The sequence below is a fragment of the Variovorax boronicumulans genome (assembly GCF_040544675.1).
Lineage (GTDB): Bacteria > Pseudomonadota > Gammaproteobacteria > Burkholderiales > Burkholderiaceae_C > Variovorax > Variovorax boronicumulans_D.
The window spans coordinates 1-14,312 of the sequence record NZ_JBEPKK010000011.1; the positions used below are offsets into that span (position 1 = coordinate 1).

16 protein-coding genes are annotated in these 14,312 nt (G+C 67.7%); 9 read left to right on the forward strand and 7 right to left on the reverse strand.

Annotated features, from left to right (window positions below):
- The first annotated feature begins 341 nt into the window (after window positions 1-341).
- The 4 genes from ABIC90_RS18910 (at window position 342) to ABIC90_RS18925 (ending at window position 3,108) form a co-directional block, all read left to right on the forward strand.
- Window positions 342-1,499: a porin gene (locus ABIC90_RS18910; protein WP_354356700.1), complete on the forward strand. Its 1,158-nt coding sequence runs from the start codon at window positions 342-344 to the stop codon at window positions 1,497-1,499.
- Between the two features lie 70 nt (window positions 1,500-1,569).
- Complete coding sequence (locus tag ABIC90_RS18915; protein WP_354356702.1) at window positions 1,570-1,866, forward strand: hypothetical protein; 297 nt, start codon at window positions 1,570-1,572, stop codon at window positions 1,864-1,866.
- A 15-nt stretch (window positions 1,867-1,881) separates the two neighbouring features.
- Complete coding sequence (locus tag ABIC90_RS18920) at window positions 1,882-2,475, forward strand: ATP-binding protein (RefSeq protein WP_354356704.1); 594 nt, start codon at window positions 1,882-1,884, stop codon at window positions 2,473-2,475.
- Between the two features lie 108 nt (window positions 2,476-2,583).
- The gene (locus tag ABIC90_RS18925; protein WP_354356706.1) at window positions 2,584-3,108 is read left to right on the forward strand and encodes a hypothetical protein; all 525 of its coding nucleotides are present in this window, start codon (window positions 2,584-2,586) and stop codon (window positions 3,106-3,108) included.
- Window positions 3,109-3,129: 21 nt separating this feature from the next.
- Here ABIC90_RS18925 and ureG read toward each other — a convergent pair whose 3' ends face one another.
- Genes ureG through ureE form a run of 3 tightly spaced genes read right to left on the reverse strand, consistent with a single transcriptional unit; the run spans window position 3,130 to window position 5,084 of the window.
- The gene (gene ureG / locus ABIC90_RS18930) at window positions 3,130-3,780 is read right to left on the reverse strand and encodes an urease accessory protein UreG (RefSeq protein WP_354356708.1); all 651 of its coding nucleotides are present in this window, start codon (window positions 3,778-3,780) and stop codon (window positions 3,130-3,132) included.
- Window positions 3,781-3,798: 18 nt separating this feature from the next.
- Entirely contained in the window at window positions 3,799-4,479 is a 681-nt protein-coding gene (locus ABIC90_RS18935) for an urease accessory protein UreF (RefSeq protein WP_354356710.1), read from the reverse strand.
- Window positions 4,480-4,505: 26 nt separating this feature from the next.
- Window positions 4,506-5,084 (reverse strand): urease accessory protein UreE, encoded by a 579-nt coding sequence (gene ureE / locus ABIC90_RS18940; RefSeq protein WP_354356712.1) that lies wholly within the window; start codon window positions 5,082-5,084, stop codon window positions 4,506-4,508.
- 64 nt (window positions 5,085-5,148) lie between these two features.
- Here ureE and ABIC90_RS18945 point away from each other — a divergent pair, with 64 nt between their 5' ends.
- Window positions 5,149-5,373, forward strand: a complete 225-nt coding sequence (locus ABIC90_RS18945; RefSeq protein WP_354356714.1) for an AbrB/MazE/SpoVT family DNA-binding domain-containing protein — start codon at window positions 5,149-5,151, stop codon at window positions 5,371-5,373.
- Window positions 5,370-5,762 carry a type II toxin-antitoxin system death-on-curing family toxin gene (locus ABIC90_RS18950; protein WP_280808314.1) on the forward strand — a complete coding sequence of 131 codons (393 nt, stop codon included), beginning with the start codon at window positions 5,370-5,372 and terminating at the stop codon, window positions 5,760-5,762. The genes ABIC90_RS18945 and ABIC90_RS18950 overlap by 4 nt, the downstream gene beginning before the upstream one ends.
- A gap of 12 nt (window positions 5,763-5,774) precedes the next feature.
- On the opposite strand, the gene ureC is transcribed toward ABIC90_RS18950, so the two are convergent.
- From ureC to ABIC90_RS18970, 4 genes are read right to left on the reverse strand one after another with little or no spacing between them, the layout of a single operon-like run.
- Window positions 5,775-7,517, reverse strand: coding sequence for an urease subunit alpha (ureC, locus tag ABIC90_RS18955; RefSeq protein WP_354356716.1), 1,743 nt, complete (start codon window positions 7,515-7,517; stop codon window positions 5,775-5,777).
- Between the two features lie 2 nt (window positions 7,518-7,519).
- Window positions 7,520-7,825, reverse strand: coding sequence for an urease subunit beta (locus ABIC90_RS18960; RefSeq protein ID WP_280808316.1), 306 nt, complete (start codon window positions 7,823-7,825; stop codon window positions 7,520-7,522).
- A 7-nt stretch (window positions 7,826-7,832) separates the two neighbouring features.
- Window positions 7,833-8,432, reverse strand: coding sequence for a HupE/UreJ family protein (locus ABIC90_RS18965; protein ID WP_354356719.1), 600 nt, complete (start codon window positions 8,430-8,432; stop codon window positions 7,833-7,835).
- Between the two features lie 22 nt (window positions 8,433-8,454).
- Entirely contained in the window at window positions 8,455-8,757 is a 303-nt protein-coding gene (locus ABIC90_RS18970; protein WP_057591402.1) for an urease subunit gamma, read from the reverse strand.
- Between the two features lie 107 nt (window positions 8,758-8,864).
- On the opposite strand from ABIC90_RS18970, the gene ABIC90_RS18975 reads away from it, so the two are divergent.
- The 3 genes from ABIC90_RS18975 to ABIC90_RS18985 all read left to right on the forward strand — a co-directional run bounded on the left by ABIC90_RS18975 (window position 8,865) and on the right by ABIC90_RS18985 (window position 14,311).
- The gene (locus ABIC90_RS18975; RefSeq protein ID WP_354356721.1) at window positions 8,865-12,479 is read left to right on the forward strand and encodes a hybrid sensor histidine kinase/response regulator; all 3,615 of its coding nucleotides are present in this window, start codon (window positions 8,865-8,867) and stop codon (window positions 12,477-12,479) included.
- A gap of 20 nt (window positions 12,480-12,499) precedes the next feature.
- Complete coding sequence (locus tag ABIC90_RS18980) at window positions 12,500-13,504, forward strand: response regulator transcription factor (RefSeq protein ID WP_354356723.1); 1,005 nt, start codon at window positions 12,500-12,502, stop codon at window positions 13,502-13,504.
- 93 nt (window positions 13,505-13,597) lie between these two features.
- Window positions 13,598-14,311, forward strand: coding sequence for a hypothetical protein (locus tag ABIC90_RS18985; RefSeq protein WP_354356725.1), 714 nt, complete (start codon window positions 13,598-13,600; stop codon window positions 14,309-14,311).
- The last annotated feature ends 1 nt before the right edge of the window (window position 14,312 follow it).

The following is a 14,312-nucleotide window of genomic DNA, read 5'->3' on the forward strand; positions in this document are numbered from 1 at the left end:
AAGGTGGGGCGGGAGAAATCTCAAAACTGTCGGTCCGCTGCCGCGGCCGAATGCGAAACGAGTCCCTCCACCCCAGCGCCTCAACCATACAAGCGAAGCGAGTTCTGCGAGACCCCGCCCGTCGTGAGCAGCGCAGGGAAGCCGCGAAGCGGCCGGTGACGTCGGCCGCCCGAAGCCACAACCCCCATCACCGCCCCCGAACAACAAACAAAACACAACGAGTGCACGCAAAACAACAACGAATTGCAAAGCACATCCATCCACAAGATTCCTACGAATTTGAACGGGACCATGCGTCCAGCTGCTCGATGAAGGGCCGCTGAAAACCCGGAGAAAACTGAATGAAGAAAACCCTCACGGCACTCGCCGCGCTGGCCGTCGCCGGCCTGGCCTCTGCCCAATCGTCCGTCACCCTGTTCGGCGTCATCGATGCCGGCGTGAGCTACCAGAGCGCCACCTCGCGTGACCCGGTCACCGGCGCCACCAGCAAGCAGAGCCAATGGAGCCTTGCCAATTCCGGCTACAACTCCAGCCGCATCGGCTTTCGCGGTACCGAAGACCTGGGCGGCGGCCTGGCTGCCAGCTTCTGGCTCGAAGCGCCGATCACCAACGACGACGGTGCCACCGGCATTGCGAACTTCAATCGCCGCTCCACCGTCAGCCTCTCCGGCGGCTTCGGTGAACTGCGCTTGGGACGCGACTACACGGCCACCTTCTGGAACGACACCGTGTTCGATCCGTTCGGCACCAACGGCTCGGGCTCCAGCGTGATCAACACGGTGAGCGGCAGCTCCGCCATCGGCAACTCGAACTACGCGCGCGCCAGCAACATGGTCGGCTACTTCCTGCCGCCGAACCTCGGCGGTTTCTACGGCCAGGTGCAGTACAGCCTGAACGAGAACACCAAGACCAGCGCCACCGACACCACCGCTGCAACCAGCAGCAGTGCCGGACGCTATGTGGGCGGCCGTTTCGGCTACGCGAACGGACCGCTCGACGTGGCGCTGTCGATGGGCCAGAGCGTCGCCGTCGACACCACCACGCTCACGCGCAAGGTGCAGACCATCAACCTCGGTGCGTCGTACGACTTCGGTCCGGTCAAGCTGTTCGGCGAACTCTCGAACGTGCAGAACAAGTTTGCCCTCGACGTGGGCAACAGCCACGACAGCTACAACGGCTACCTCTTCGGCGCCAGCATGCCGGTGGGCGCGGGCGTGATCCGCGCGTCCTACTCCACCGTTCGCTACAACGAGGGCGCGGTCGGCATCACCGGCGAAGACCCGCGCGCGAACAAGCTGGCCATCGGCTATGTGCACAACCTGTCCAAGCGCACCGCGCTCTACGCCACCGTCGCGCGCGTGAACAACCGCAACGACGCGGCCTATACCGGCGGCCTCACCGCCGCGAGCACCACGGGCTACGGCAGCACCGGCGCGGGCTACACCAGCCTGCCGCGTTCGTCGACCGGCTACGACTTCGGCATCCGTCACGCGTTCTGACGCGGGACACGGGCGGTGCGGCAGGGCACAGGCTTTGCCGCATCGCGCGCGTGGCTTCTCAAGGAAAAAAATGATCCGAAAAACCCATCTACTCGCAGGCGTGCTGGCAGCCACGGGCCTGTCGGGTTGCATCGTGCTGCCGCCGCCCATCTTCGTAGGCCTGCCCCCGGGTTCCAGCGGGGGACCGCCACCTTCGGCCATGCCCTTCGAACATCGCAGCCCGTCGATGGCGGCGTGGGACTTGTGCGACGGGCAGGCGGAAGGTGCCCATCCCTCGCTCCCCGGTCCGCGTGCGGATGCCTTGTCGGGCACCTGCGAGCGCGGCGACTCGGGTGCCCTGGAGTTTCGTGCGCCCAAGCGGCGGTAAGCACGGAGGCACTGCATGTATTCCAATCATCTGGGCCTGGTCATCGCAGTCGCCATCGGGTTCGGGCTGGCCGGTGTGCTCGCGATGATGGGCAGCCTGCTCGTCCACAACATCAAAGCCGGCGCTCGGGCGCGCGGCATCGCGGCGCTGGTCATGAACGAGGCGCGGCAGAAGGCGCTGGCCAGCGATGTTCACGACCTGCGGCCGCTGCTGGGCGCCACCCCCGGTTCGGCCGGCATCCGGTTGGACATCCAGCTTCCGCAGGAAGCGGTGCCCGTCTTTGCCGTCAAGGCAGAGCTGTGCGAGTTGCTGTCCCAGGTCGCCGCGCATGCGGCGAGCGTGATGTCCGCCGGTGCGACGCTGCAGGTGCGCGCGCATGTGGAAGGCACGCAGGCGGTGGTCCATTGGCGCGACCTCGATGCCGTGGATGTGCGGCCGCCGCTGGCCCGGCTTTTCGATGCGCTCGATGCCGCCTCGCTGGCCAGCGCGCGGGTGTGCGAGCGCATTGCCGGCCGGCATGGCGGGCGCATCTATTCCGCGCCGGACAACGGCGGCGTGCTGGGCCTCACGTTGCGCCTGCCGCTGTGCGATAGCCACGCAGGGGCCTGATGAACGAAGGCGGGGATGGGCGAATGGGGGCGGCTGGACGGGCGGAACTCCACGGCATACTCGCGGTCCCACGCTGCCGCCGTTCTCTTCTCCAGGCCTTCTTTCCCGATGCCCCTCGTGCGATTCCTTGCCCTCCCGATCCTTCTTCGTGCGCTTGCCGCAGGCGCCGTCTTCGCCACCGGCGCAGTCCATGCGCAGGCCTTGCCGCCCGGTGTGCGGCTGGGCATGACGGTCGATGAACTGCAGGCCGCTTTGCCGGCGGCGCAGCGCGTGCAGCGGCCGCAACGGCTGGCGGGCGGCCTGCTGGGCAGCTGGCGCGCGGCGCCGGTCGAGATGGCGGGGCTGGTGTTCGAGCCCACTTTCTTCTTCGCGGCTGCACAGCTGCGGCGCGTCGAGTACCTGGCGGCCGCAGAGGCCTCGCCCGACAGCGGCGCTTCGGCCTTCGGACAGCTGGTGCAATGGGGCCGCGGCGCGTTCGGCAACGAGATCGCATCGCGCGATCTGGGCAGCGCCTATGCCGCATGGACCAGCGGCGATGCCGATGTCTATGTGCAGCAGGTCAGCGATCCGCACCGCGCAAGCGTGCGGCTGGTCTACAAGGCGCGGCAGCTGCGGGACGGCAGCGAACTCTGAGCGTGGTGCCGATCGGCCCTGTCAGGCCTCGGTGAGCATGCCGCGCTGCTCGATGAAGGCCACCACCTCGGCCACGCCGGTGTGGGTCTTGAGGTTCGTCATCACATAGGGGCGCTGGCGGCGCATGCGCTGCGTGTCCTGTTCCATCACCTCGAGGCTGGCGCCCACGTACGGCGCGAGGTCGATCTTGTTGATCACGAACAGGTCGCTCTTGGTGATGCCGGGGCCGCCCTTGCGCGGGATCTTCTCGCCGGCGGCCACGTCGATCACGTAGATCGTCAGGTCCGACAGCTCGGGGCTGAAGGTGGCCGCGAGGTTGTCGCCGCCCGATTCGACGAACACGATGTCGGCATCCGGAAAGTCTTCGAGCATGCGGTCGATGGCTTCGAGGTTGATCGACGCGTCTTCGCGGATCGCGGTGTGCGGGCAGCCGCCTGTTTCCACGCCCATGATGCGTTCGGCCGGCAGCGCGCCGGCCACCGTGAGCAGGCGCTGGTCTTCCTTGGTGTAGATGTCGTTGGTGATGGCGACCAGGTCGTACTTGTCGCGCATTGCCTTGCAGAGCATTTCGAGCAGCGTGGTCTTGCCGGAGCCTACCGGGCCGCCGATGCCCACGCGCAGCGGGGGCAGTCTCTTGGTGCGGTGGGGGATGTGGTGCAGGGCGGAGGTCATGGGCGTTGTCCGGTTCGGTCAGCTTCGAAAGAGGCGGGAATATTGTGTTTCATGGCGGGCCGACAGCACGGCCAGCAGGGGCGCGAAAGCCTGGCGCTCGTCGTCGCCCAGCTTCATCGCACGGTCGACGGCCGCGGGGATTTCGTTCGCGAGCCGCGCAAGGATGCGCTGGCCCGCGCTCTGGCCCAGCGGCACGGCCTTGACGGCAGCGGCCACCATGTTCTCGGCCCAGCCGAAGGCGAAGGCGAGGCACCCGTCGTGCACCGAGGCGCCGCTGCGGCTGAGCGCAAAGGCGAATGCCACGGGGTAGCTCGCGGGCAGGTCCGCGAAGACCTCGGCCGTGTCCGCGTGGTGCAGCTTGAGCCACTCGACGAAGGAGCGGCCCATCTGTTCGGTCTGCAAGAAGAACTCGGCCGATTCGCGGGTGGCCATGACCCATCGATTGAGTTCGCGGATGCGCGCGGCATCGTTTGCGCGCCATGCGGGGATGGCTTGTGCGACCAGTGCAAGGTCGCCTCGCGCGAAGCTCAGGTGCAACTGGTCGGCGAGCCACTCGGCGGCCTTGGGCTCGGAATCGATGCCGGCCCATTCGACCGCCGCCTCGACGCCTTCGGAGTACGAGAAGCCGCCCACGGGCAAGGCCGGGGAGGCGAGCCAGATGAGCTGCAGCAAGCTGTGGGCGCTGACAGGTTCGGGCATGTCAGCTTTCCGCCGTCCGCGCCGAATCAGGCATGGCCATGGTCGTCGAGCAATTCGGGGGCGAGCACGAGCGGCTTCGGGCCCTTCGCGTGCGAATGGCCGTGGTCGTGGTCATGACTGTGATGGTCATGGCTGCCGTGGCTGTGCTCGTGCGATCCGTACGCGCCGCCCTCGGGCTCGAAGGCTTGCTCGACCGCGACGACGATCAGGTGCATCGAACGCAGCATGTCGGCCAGCACATGGTCGGGCTCGATCTTCAGATGGTCGGGCTTCAGTTCGATCGGCACATGCCGGTTGCCCAGGTGGTAGGCCGCGCGCGTCAGGTCGAAGGCCGTGCCGTGGGCCGTGCAGTGCGTGATGCGCAGCACCGGCTGCGGCGCCGCGATGACGCGGATCAGCGAGCCGTCTTCAGCCACCAGCACGTCGCCGCCGCGCACGGCGGTGCCGCGGGGCAGGAAGATGCCGATCTGACGGCCTTGCGAATCGGTGGCGTCGAAGCGGCTTTTCTGGCGGACGTCCCAGTCGAGTTCGATGGTGGCGGCGCGCTTGAGCAGAACGGGCGCGAGGCCGCGGCCCTGGGGCATGAGTTTGTTGGCGGTGAGCATGGTGGCTTGCGTTCAGCGGGAAGACGTCGATAATATAACGTCTGTTATAACTTTGGAGCCCTTCATGGCAGCACTCAAATTGACCCAGATCGGAAACTCCGTCGGGGTGATTCTTCCCAAGGAAGTGCTGGCGCGGCTCAAGGTGGAAAAGGGCGACACGCTGTTCCTGTCCGAAGCCGCCAACGGCGTCACCCTGACGCCATACGACCCCGAGATCGAAGAACAGCTGAAGCTGGGCCGCGAATTCATGCGCGAATTCCGCGACACCTTCCACCAGCTCGCCAAATGAGCACCTGGCGCTGGATCGACAGGCGCACCTTGATCCTGTTGCATGACGAAAGCCTCGCCGAGCATGGCGGCGCCTCGGGACTGCGCGACGAAACAATGCTGCAGTCCGCGCTGGCGCGTCCGCTCAACCTCGTGAGCTATGGGTCGCCCGACGTGGCCGACCTTGCGGCCGCCTACGGGTTGGGGCTGGCCAAGAATCATCCCTTCATCGACGGCAACAAGCGCGCGGCATTCCTGTCCGTCGGCCTGTTCCTTGCGCTGAACGGCCAGCGGTTGGTGGCAACCCAAGCCGAGGCCACGCTGGTGATGCTCGATGTGGCCGCCAGTGCCATGGACGAGAGCAGTTTCGCCAGCTGGATCCGCGGCCACATGGCGCCGCGTTCGCCCTGAGGCACGCAGCATCTAGAACAGAAAATACCGCTGCGCCATCGGCAGCAGCTTCGCCGGCTCGCAGGTCAGCAGGTGCCCGTCGGCGCGCACCGCGTAGGTCTGCGCATCGATCTCCATCTTCGGCGCGTAGCCGTTGTGGATCAGGTCTTTCTTGCGCACATTGCGGATGTTCTTCACCGCGCTGAGGTTCTTGGCCAAACCGTAGCGCTCCTTGATGCCCGAAGCGAGACCCGCTTGCGACACGAAGGTCAGCGAGCTCCTCGCGAGCGAGCCGCCATACGCACCGAACATCGGGCGAAAGTGCACCGGCTGCGGCGTGGGAATCGATGCGCTCGGGTCGCCCATCGCCGCCATCGCGATGGTGCCGCCCTTGAGGATGGTGAAGGGCTTCACGCCGAAGAAGGCGGGCTTCCAGATCACGATGTCGGCCCACTTGCCGATTTCGAGCGAACCCACTTCGTGCGCGATGCCGTGCGCGATCGCCGGGTTGATCGTGTACTTGGCGATGTAGCGTTTCGCGCGGAAGTTGTCGTTGCGTTCGCTGTCTTCGGGGAGCGTGCCGCGCTGCACCTTCATCTTGTGCGCGGTCTGCCAGGTGCGGATGATCACCTCGCCGACACGGCCCATGGCCTGGCTGTCGGAGCTGAACATGCTGATCGCGCCCAGGTCGTGCAGCACGTCTTCGGCGGCGATGGTTTCCTTGCGGATGCGCGACTCGGCAAAGGCCAGGTCTTCGGCGATGCCGGCATCGAGGTGATGGCACACCATGAGCATGTCGACGTGTTCGTCGAGCGTGTTCACGGTGTAGGGCATCGTGGGGTTGGTGGAAGAGGGCAGAAAGTTGGCCTCGCCCACCACGCGCAGGATGTCGGGCGCATGGCCGCCGCCCGCACCTTCGGTGTGGAAGGCGCAGATCGCGCGGCCGCCCACGGCCGCGATGGTGTTCTCTACAAAGCCCGATTCGTTGAGCGTGTCGCTGTGAATGGCCACCTGCGTGTCGGTGGCGTCGGCGACGTCCAGGCAGTTGCTGATGGCCGCCGGCGTTGTGCCCCAGTCTTCATGCAGCTTGAGGCCGATGACGCCGGCGTCGATCTGTTCGTGCAGCGCATCGGGCAGGCTTGCGTTGCCCTTGCCGAGGAAGCCCAGGTTCATCGGGAACGCGTCGGCCGCCTGCAGCATGCGCTCGATGTGCCAGGGGCCGGGCGTGGCCGTGGTCGCGAAGGTGCCGGTCGCGGGACCGGTGCCGCCGCCGAGCATGGTGGTCACGCCCGAAGACAGCGCCTCCTCGATCTGCTGCGGGCAGATGAAGTGGATGTGGCTGTCGATGCCGCCCGCGGTGACGATGTTGCCCTCGCAGCTGATGATCTCGGTACCGGGGCCGATGACGATGTCCACGCCCGGTTGCACGTCGGGGTTGCCGGCCTTGCCGATGGCGGCGATGCGGCCGTCCTTCAGGCCGATGTCGGCCTTGACGATGCCCCAGTGGTCGAGGATGAGCGCGTTGGTGAGCACGGTGTCGACCGCGCCACCGGCCGCAGGGCCGCTGCCTTTGCCATCGCGGGTGCGCTGCGATTGCGCCATGCCGTCGCGGATGGTCTTGCCGCCGCCGAACTTCACCTCTTCGCCGTAGCCGCCGGCACGCAGCGTGTAGTCGGCCTCGACCTCGATCAGCAGTTCGGTGTCTGCCAGGCGGACCCGGTCACCGACGGTGGGGCCGAAGATTTCTGCGTAGGCGCGTCGCCCGATGGTGGCCATGCTTAGAGCTTTCCTTGAACGAGGCCGCGAAAGCCGTAGACGATGCGATCGCCCGAGTAATCGACCAGTTCGACCGTGCGCTGCTGCCCCGGCTCGAAGCGCACCGCGGCGCCCGAAGCGATGTTCAGCCGCATGCCGCGCGCGGCTTCGCGGTCGAAACCGAGGGCGCCGTTGGTCTCGGCGAAGTGATAGTGCGAGCCGACCTGGATCGGCCGGTCGGCGGTGTTCTGCACCACCAGCGTGAGGGTGCGGCGACCGGGGTTGAGCGTGTGGTCGCCGTCGTCGATGAGGAGTTCGCCGGGGGTCATGGCGGGCTCAGATCGCCTGTGCAAGCAGCGTTGCGCCCAGTGCGACAACCGCGGCACCGGCCACGCGCGGCAGCCAGGCGTTGGCGTGGCGCAAGGCCCAGCCCATTGCGATGCCCGCCAGATGCAGCAGCACGGTCGCGCTGACCATGCCGGCCAGCGTGAGCGCGGCGCCTTGCTCGCTTGCGAGTTCGTAGCCATGGGCCACGCCATGGAAGACGGCGAACACGCCGACAACAGCCATTGCCACAACAGCCGGCAGCTGAACGCGCGTGACCACCAGCAGCCCCAGCACCAGCAGCGAGGCCGCGATCATCGGTTCGACGGCCGGCAGCTGCACGCCGACCAGGCCCATCAGCGCACCCACGAGCAGCATGCCGGCGAAGGCCAGCGGCGCCCACAGCAGGTCGGGCCAGGCGCGGCGCGCGGCCAGGGCGCTCCAGAGGCCGACCGCGACCATGGCCGCGAGGTGATCGGCACCGGTCAACGGGTGCAGGAAGCCGGTGGTGAAACCGTGGTGCAGGCCGCCGTCGACGCCGGTATGGGCGCTCGCCGCAAGCGGCAGCAGAAAGGCGAACAAGGCAAGGGTCTTGGAAATGGTGTGGCGCATGACGGTTCTTGTGTGTGGCGGGTCAGACGATGGGCTGGTGGACGGTGACCAGCTTGGTCCCGTCCGGGAAGGTGGCTTCGACCTGGATGTCCGGGATCATCTCGGCGATGCCGTCCATCACGTCGGCGCGGGTGAGCACCGAGCGGCCCTCGCTCATGAGTTCGGCGACGCTCTTGCCGTCGCGGGCGCCTTCCATCACGGCGGCGGAGATCAGGGCGATGGCTTCGGGGTAGTTGAGCTTCAGGCCGCGGGCCTTGCGCCGTTCGGCGAGCAGCGCCGCGGTGAAGATCAGCAGCTTGTCTTTTTCGCGCGGGGTCAGTTCCATGGGAGCGGCATCGGGTGGCTGGGAGAAGAGTCGGCCATTATGGGCAAGCCTTCTTCTTTGCAACAGTCGTGCCCTGTTCGCCAAAAGTCGTACGGATGGCATGAAAGATGCACCGAAACGGTGTGAATTCAGACGCCACGACCACGACCCCCGACGACGCCCCCCAGCGCATCGTCAAGGTCCGGCGCGACTACAACAGCTGGGTCGCGAGCGAAACGCTTGAAGACTACGCCCTGCGCTACACGCCGCAGCGCTTTCGCAAATGGTCCGAATGGCGCGTCGCCAACACGGCCTTCGGGGCGGCGTCGTTCCTCATCCTGGAGGCGGTAGGCGCCACGCTGCTGGTGCAGTACGGCTTTGCCAACGCCTTCTGGGCAATCCTGGTCACAGGACTCATCATTTTCCTGGCGGGGCTGCCGATCAGCGTGTACGCGGCGCGCTACGCCATCGACATGGACCTGCTCACCCGCGGCGCGGGCTTCGGCTACATCGGCTCGACCCTCACCTCGCTGATTTACGCCTCCTTCACTTTCATCTTCTTTGCGCTCGAAGCGGCGGTGATGGCCTATGCGCTGGAGCTGGCGCTGGGCATTCCGCCGGTCTGGGGCTATCTGGTGTGCGCGCTGGTGGTGATCCCGCTGGTCACGCACGGGGTGTCGGCCATCAGCCGGCTGCAGCTGTGGACGCAGCCGCTCTGGCTGGTGATGCTGGTGGTGCCATTCGTCTTCGTGATCGTGCGCGATCCTGGTGCATTTGCGGGGATCACGCACTACAACGGGGTCAAGACCGGCACCAAGGGTTTTGATCTGCACCTCTTTGGCGCTGCGCTCACGGTCGGCATCGCGTTGATCACCCAGATGGGCGAGCAGGCCGACTACCTGCGCTTCATGCCCGCGCGCACCGCCACCACGCGCGGGCGCTGGTGGGCCGGCGTGCTGGCCGGCGGGCCGGGCTGGGTGGTGCTGGGCGTGCTGAAGATGCTGGGCGGGGCGCTGCTGGCCTATCTGGCGATCACGCACATGGTGCCGGTGGAGCGCGCGGTCGATCCGAACCAGATGTACCTCGCGGCCTACGAGTACGTGTTTCCCAACTACGGCTGGGCGGTGGCGGCGACGGCGCTGTTCGTGGTGATCTCGCAGCTCAAGATCAACGTCACCAACGCCTATGCGGGCTCGCTGGCCTGGAGCAATTTCTTCTCGCGCGTGGCGCACAGCCATCCGGGGCGGGTGGTGTGGGTGGTTTTCAACGCGCTCATCGCCTTCATGCTGATGGAGATGAATGTGTTCGAGGCGCTGGGCGACGTGCTCGGGCTGTTCGCCAACATCGCCATCGCCTGGATGATGACGGTGGTGGCCGACCTGGTCATCAACAAGCCGCTGGGCCTCTCGCCGCCCGGCATCGAGTTCAAGCGCGCGCACCTGTGGGACATCAACCCCGTGGGCGTGGGCGCGATGGCGCTGGCCTCGGTGCTGTCGATCACCGCGCACCTGGGCGTGTTCGGGCCGCTGGCGCAGGCGTTCTCGGCGCTGATCGCGCTGGGCACCGCGCTCATCGCCTCGCCGCTGCTGGCGTGGGCGACCGGCGGCAAGTACTACCTGGCGCGCGCGTCCGATGCGACCGGCGCCGTGCCGTTTTCGCCAGCGGCGGGCGGGCGCGCGGTGCGCTGGGCGAAGGTCGAATCGGACGAAAGCGGCAGCTACCAACGCCTGAAGGTGCAGCACTGCGTGATCTGCGAGCGCGAATACGAAGGGCCCGACATGGCGCATTGCCCCGCCTACCAGGGCGCGATCTGCTCGCTGTGCTGCACGCTGGACGCGCGCTGCGGCGACCTGTGCAAACCGCATGCGAGCCTGTCTGCGCAATGGTCGGGCGTGCTGCGCTGGCTGCTGCCGCGCCGCAGCTGGCGCTACCTGGACACGGGCCTGGGGCACTTCCTGCTGCTGATGCTGATCATCGTGCCGCTGCTGGCCGTGGTGTTCGGCGTGCTCTACCAGCAGGAGCTGCGCGCGCTCGCCGAAAGCGCAGTCGCGTTCGCGGCGCAGGCCGACGTGGCGCAAGCCTGGTCCGGCGTGCAGCAGTCGGCGCTGCGCTCGGGTTTTCTCAAGGCCTACATGGCGCTGCTGGTCATCGCGGGCATCGTGGCCTGGTGGCTGGTGCTCGCACACCAGAGCCGCAAGGTTGCGCAGGAAGAATCGAACCGCCAAACGCACCTGCTGGTGCGCGAAATCGAGCTGCACCGCGAGACCGACCGCGCCCTGCAGGCCGCCAAGCAGACCGCCGAAGAGGCCAGGGAGGTCGCCGAGCAGGCCAAGCTCGCGGCCGAGCAGGCCCAGCGCGCCGCCGACCAGGCCAACCAGGCCAAGAGCCGCTACATCAGCGCCATCAGCCACGAACTGCGCACGCCGCTCAACAGCATCCTGGGCTACGCGCAGCTCATGGGCGAAGACAACTCGGTGCCGCCGCACCGCCAGCAGGCGGTGGCGGTGATCAAGCGCGGCGGCGAGCATCTGCTCTCGCTCATCGAAGGCACGCTGGCCATTGCGCACATCGAGGCCGGCAAGCTCACGCTGCATGCGCGGCCGATGCGCTTTGCCGACACCGTGCGAGAGCTGGCCGACATGTTCGAGCTGCAGGCGGCCGAGAAGGGCCTGCAGTTCCGCTTCGAGGCGGCAGGCGCCTTGCCCGAGGTGGTGCGTGCCGACGAGAAGCGCGTGGGCCAGATCCTCATCAACCTGCTGGGCAACGCCATCAAGTTCACAGCGGCGGGACAGGTCACGCTGCGGCTGGCCTATGCGCGCGAGTTCGCGGCCATCGAGATCGAGGACACCGGCCCAGGCATGACGGCCGAGGACATCGAACGCATCTTCGAGCCCTTTGCGCGCGGCAACGCGGTCGCGTCGTCGGCACCGGGCGCGGGCCTGGGGTTGACCATCGCCAAGATGCTCACCGACCTGATGGGCGGCGAGATGAAGGTGCAGAGCACGCCGGGCGTGGGGTCGCTGTTCTGCGTGCGGCTCTTCCTGCCGCGCGTGCACGACGCCGCGGCGGGCGTGAGCCGCACGGCGCCGGTGGCGCGCACGCGGCGCGGCTACGAAGGCCCGCGCCGGCGCCTGCTGGTGGTCGACAACGAGGAGGCCGACCGCGACCTGCTCGACCATGTGCTCGCGCCGCTGGGTTTCGAGCTGCGCACCGCGGCCAGCGGGCACGATGCGCTGGACCTGATCGCCGCCGGCTACAGGCCCGATGCGATGTTCGTCGACCTCGCGATGCCCGGCATCGACGGCTGGGAGACGATCCGCCGCGCGCGCAGGCTCGGCCTCGTCGATGCGTCCGTTGCCATCGTTTCGGCCAACGCCTTCGACAAGGGACTGGACAACGACGTGGGCGTCGCGCCCGAAGATTTCTTCGTGAAGCCCGTGCGCCACACCGAACTGCTCGACTGGCTGGAGCGCCGGCTCGGCCTGAAATGGACCGACACCGCCGCCGCCTTGCCGGCAGCCGTCGCGCCCAAGCTCATGCAGGCCCCTTCGCGCGACCGCCTGCGTGCGCTCGACGAAGCCGTGAGCCTGGGCTACTTTCGCGGCATCATGAACCAGCTCGACGACATCGACACCGAACAGCCCGAGTGCATGGCCTGGACCGAGGCGCAGCGCGTGCTGGCGCGCCAGTTCCAGTTCGAGGCCATGAGCCGGGCGCTGGCCGAAGCAGCGAGCGCACCATGACCTCGAACCCATCTCCCCCCATGCAGCCGTCGCCCCTCGCCCGGGCGCTGCGCGACGAAGGCGTCAACAGCGACCTGGTGCTGATCGTGGACGACGTGCCCGACAACCTCGCGGTGCTGCACGACGCGCTCGACGAATCGGGCTACACCGTGCTCATCGCCACCAACGGCGAGCAGGCGCTGCAGCGCGCCGCGCAGGCCCGGCCCGACATCGTGCTGCTCGACGCGATGATGCCGGGCATCGACGGCTTCGAGGTGGCGCGCCGGCTCAAGGCCGATGCCGCCACAGCGCACATTCCCATCGTGTTCATGACCGGCCTGACCGAAACCGAGCACCTGGTGGCCGCGCTCGAGGCAGGCGGCGTCGACTACGTCACCAAACCCATCAAGCCCAAGGAAGTGCTGGCGCGCATGAACGTGCATCTGCAGGGCGCGCGCCGCGCCCGGCAGGACGCGCGGCAGGCCGGGCAGGCGCGCAACGCGCTGGACGCCTTCGGCTACGCGAGCATCACCGTGCGGCTGCCCGAAGGCCGGCTGATCTGGCAGACGGCGCTGGCGCGCGACCTGCTGCATCGTTACTGCGAAACACGCGCGCCTGAAACCCCGCCCGCGGTGCTCGAATGGCTGCTGCGCCACACGCCCGATGCGCGGCAGCGCGGCATCGAGCCGCCCGCGCTTTCCATCGCCCGGGGCGCCAACAGCCTCACGCTGCGGCTGCACCAGCAGACCGGGCAGGACGACGACGGCGACGAGTGGATGATCATCATGCGCGAGGTGTCTGACACCGGCGTGATCGAGGCGATGAGCCTGAGCCTGAAGCTCACCGCGCGCGAGGCCGAGGTGCTGTATTGGGTGGTCAAGGGCAAGACCAACAAGGACATCGGCGAAATCCTCGGCAGCAGCCCGGCCACGGCCAAGAAACACCTGGAGCGGGTGTACGTGAAGCTGGGCGTCGAGACGCGAACCGCGGCCGCGGGCGTGGCGATCAAGCGCATCCGCGAGCTGCAGCCGCAGTTCGAGATCTGAACTCGCCCACGGCCGCCATCGCGCAGGGCGTGGCGGGTCACCGCCCCGACTTTCCGCCTTCCTAGAATCGCTCGACGACCCTGGATGCGCGCGATGAAGAACAGACAACACACAACGATCCGGCCACCGCGCTTCGGCTGGCTGCTGGCGGGTTCCTGCATGCTGGCCGGCACGGCCGCGCAGGCCGCGGGCCACTTCGACGTGGACGACGCCGGCACGCTGGACCCCGGCCAGTGCCAGTACGAAACCTGGTGGGGCCGCACAGGCGTGGAGCCGGTCACCGGGTTTCACATCGGGCCGTCGTGCCGGGTGGGGCCCGTCGAGGTGGGCCTGAACCTCGACCGGCTCTCGGCGCAGGGTCTGCACGGGGTCACCGGCGGGTTGCAGCTCAAGTGGAATTTCTTCGGGCAGGCGGGCGATGCGCCATGGAGCGCGGCCGTGGCGATGGGCACGGTGTCCGACCTGAAGCACGGCGGCCGCACGGGCGGGCAACTGGTGGTGCCGCTGACCTGGCGCCCGACCGACAGCCTGCAGCTTCACGCCAACCTGGGCGCCGACTGGGCACCCGGCACCGGCGTGCGCACACCGCGCGGCGGCGCCGCCGTCGAATGGGCGCTGAACGACACCGTCTCGCTGATCGCCGAACGCCATCGCGCCGCGGGCGTCTGGACCTCGCGCGTGGGCGGCCGTTTCAGCCTCACGCCGCTGATCAGCGTGGACCTGAGCACATCCCGCACCCGGCCACCGGGCGAGCGGCGCGTGAAGGGCTTCGTGGTCGGGCTGAACCACGAATTCAGCTGGAAGTGAA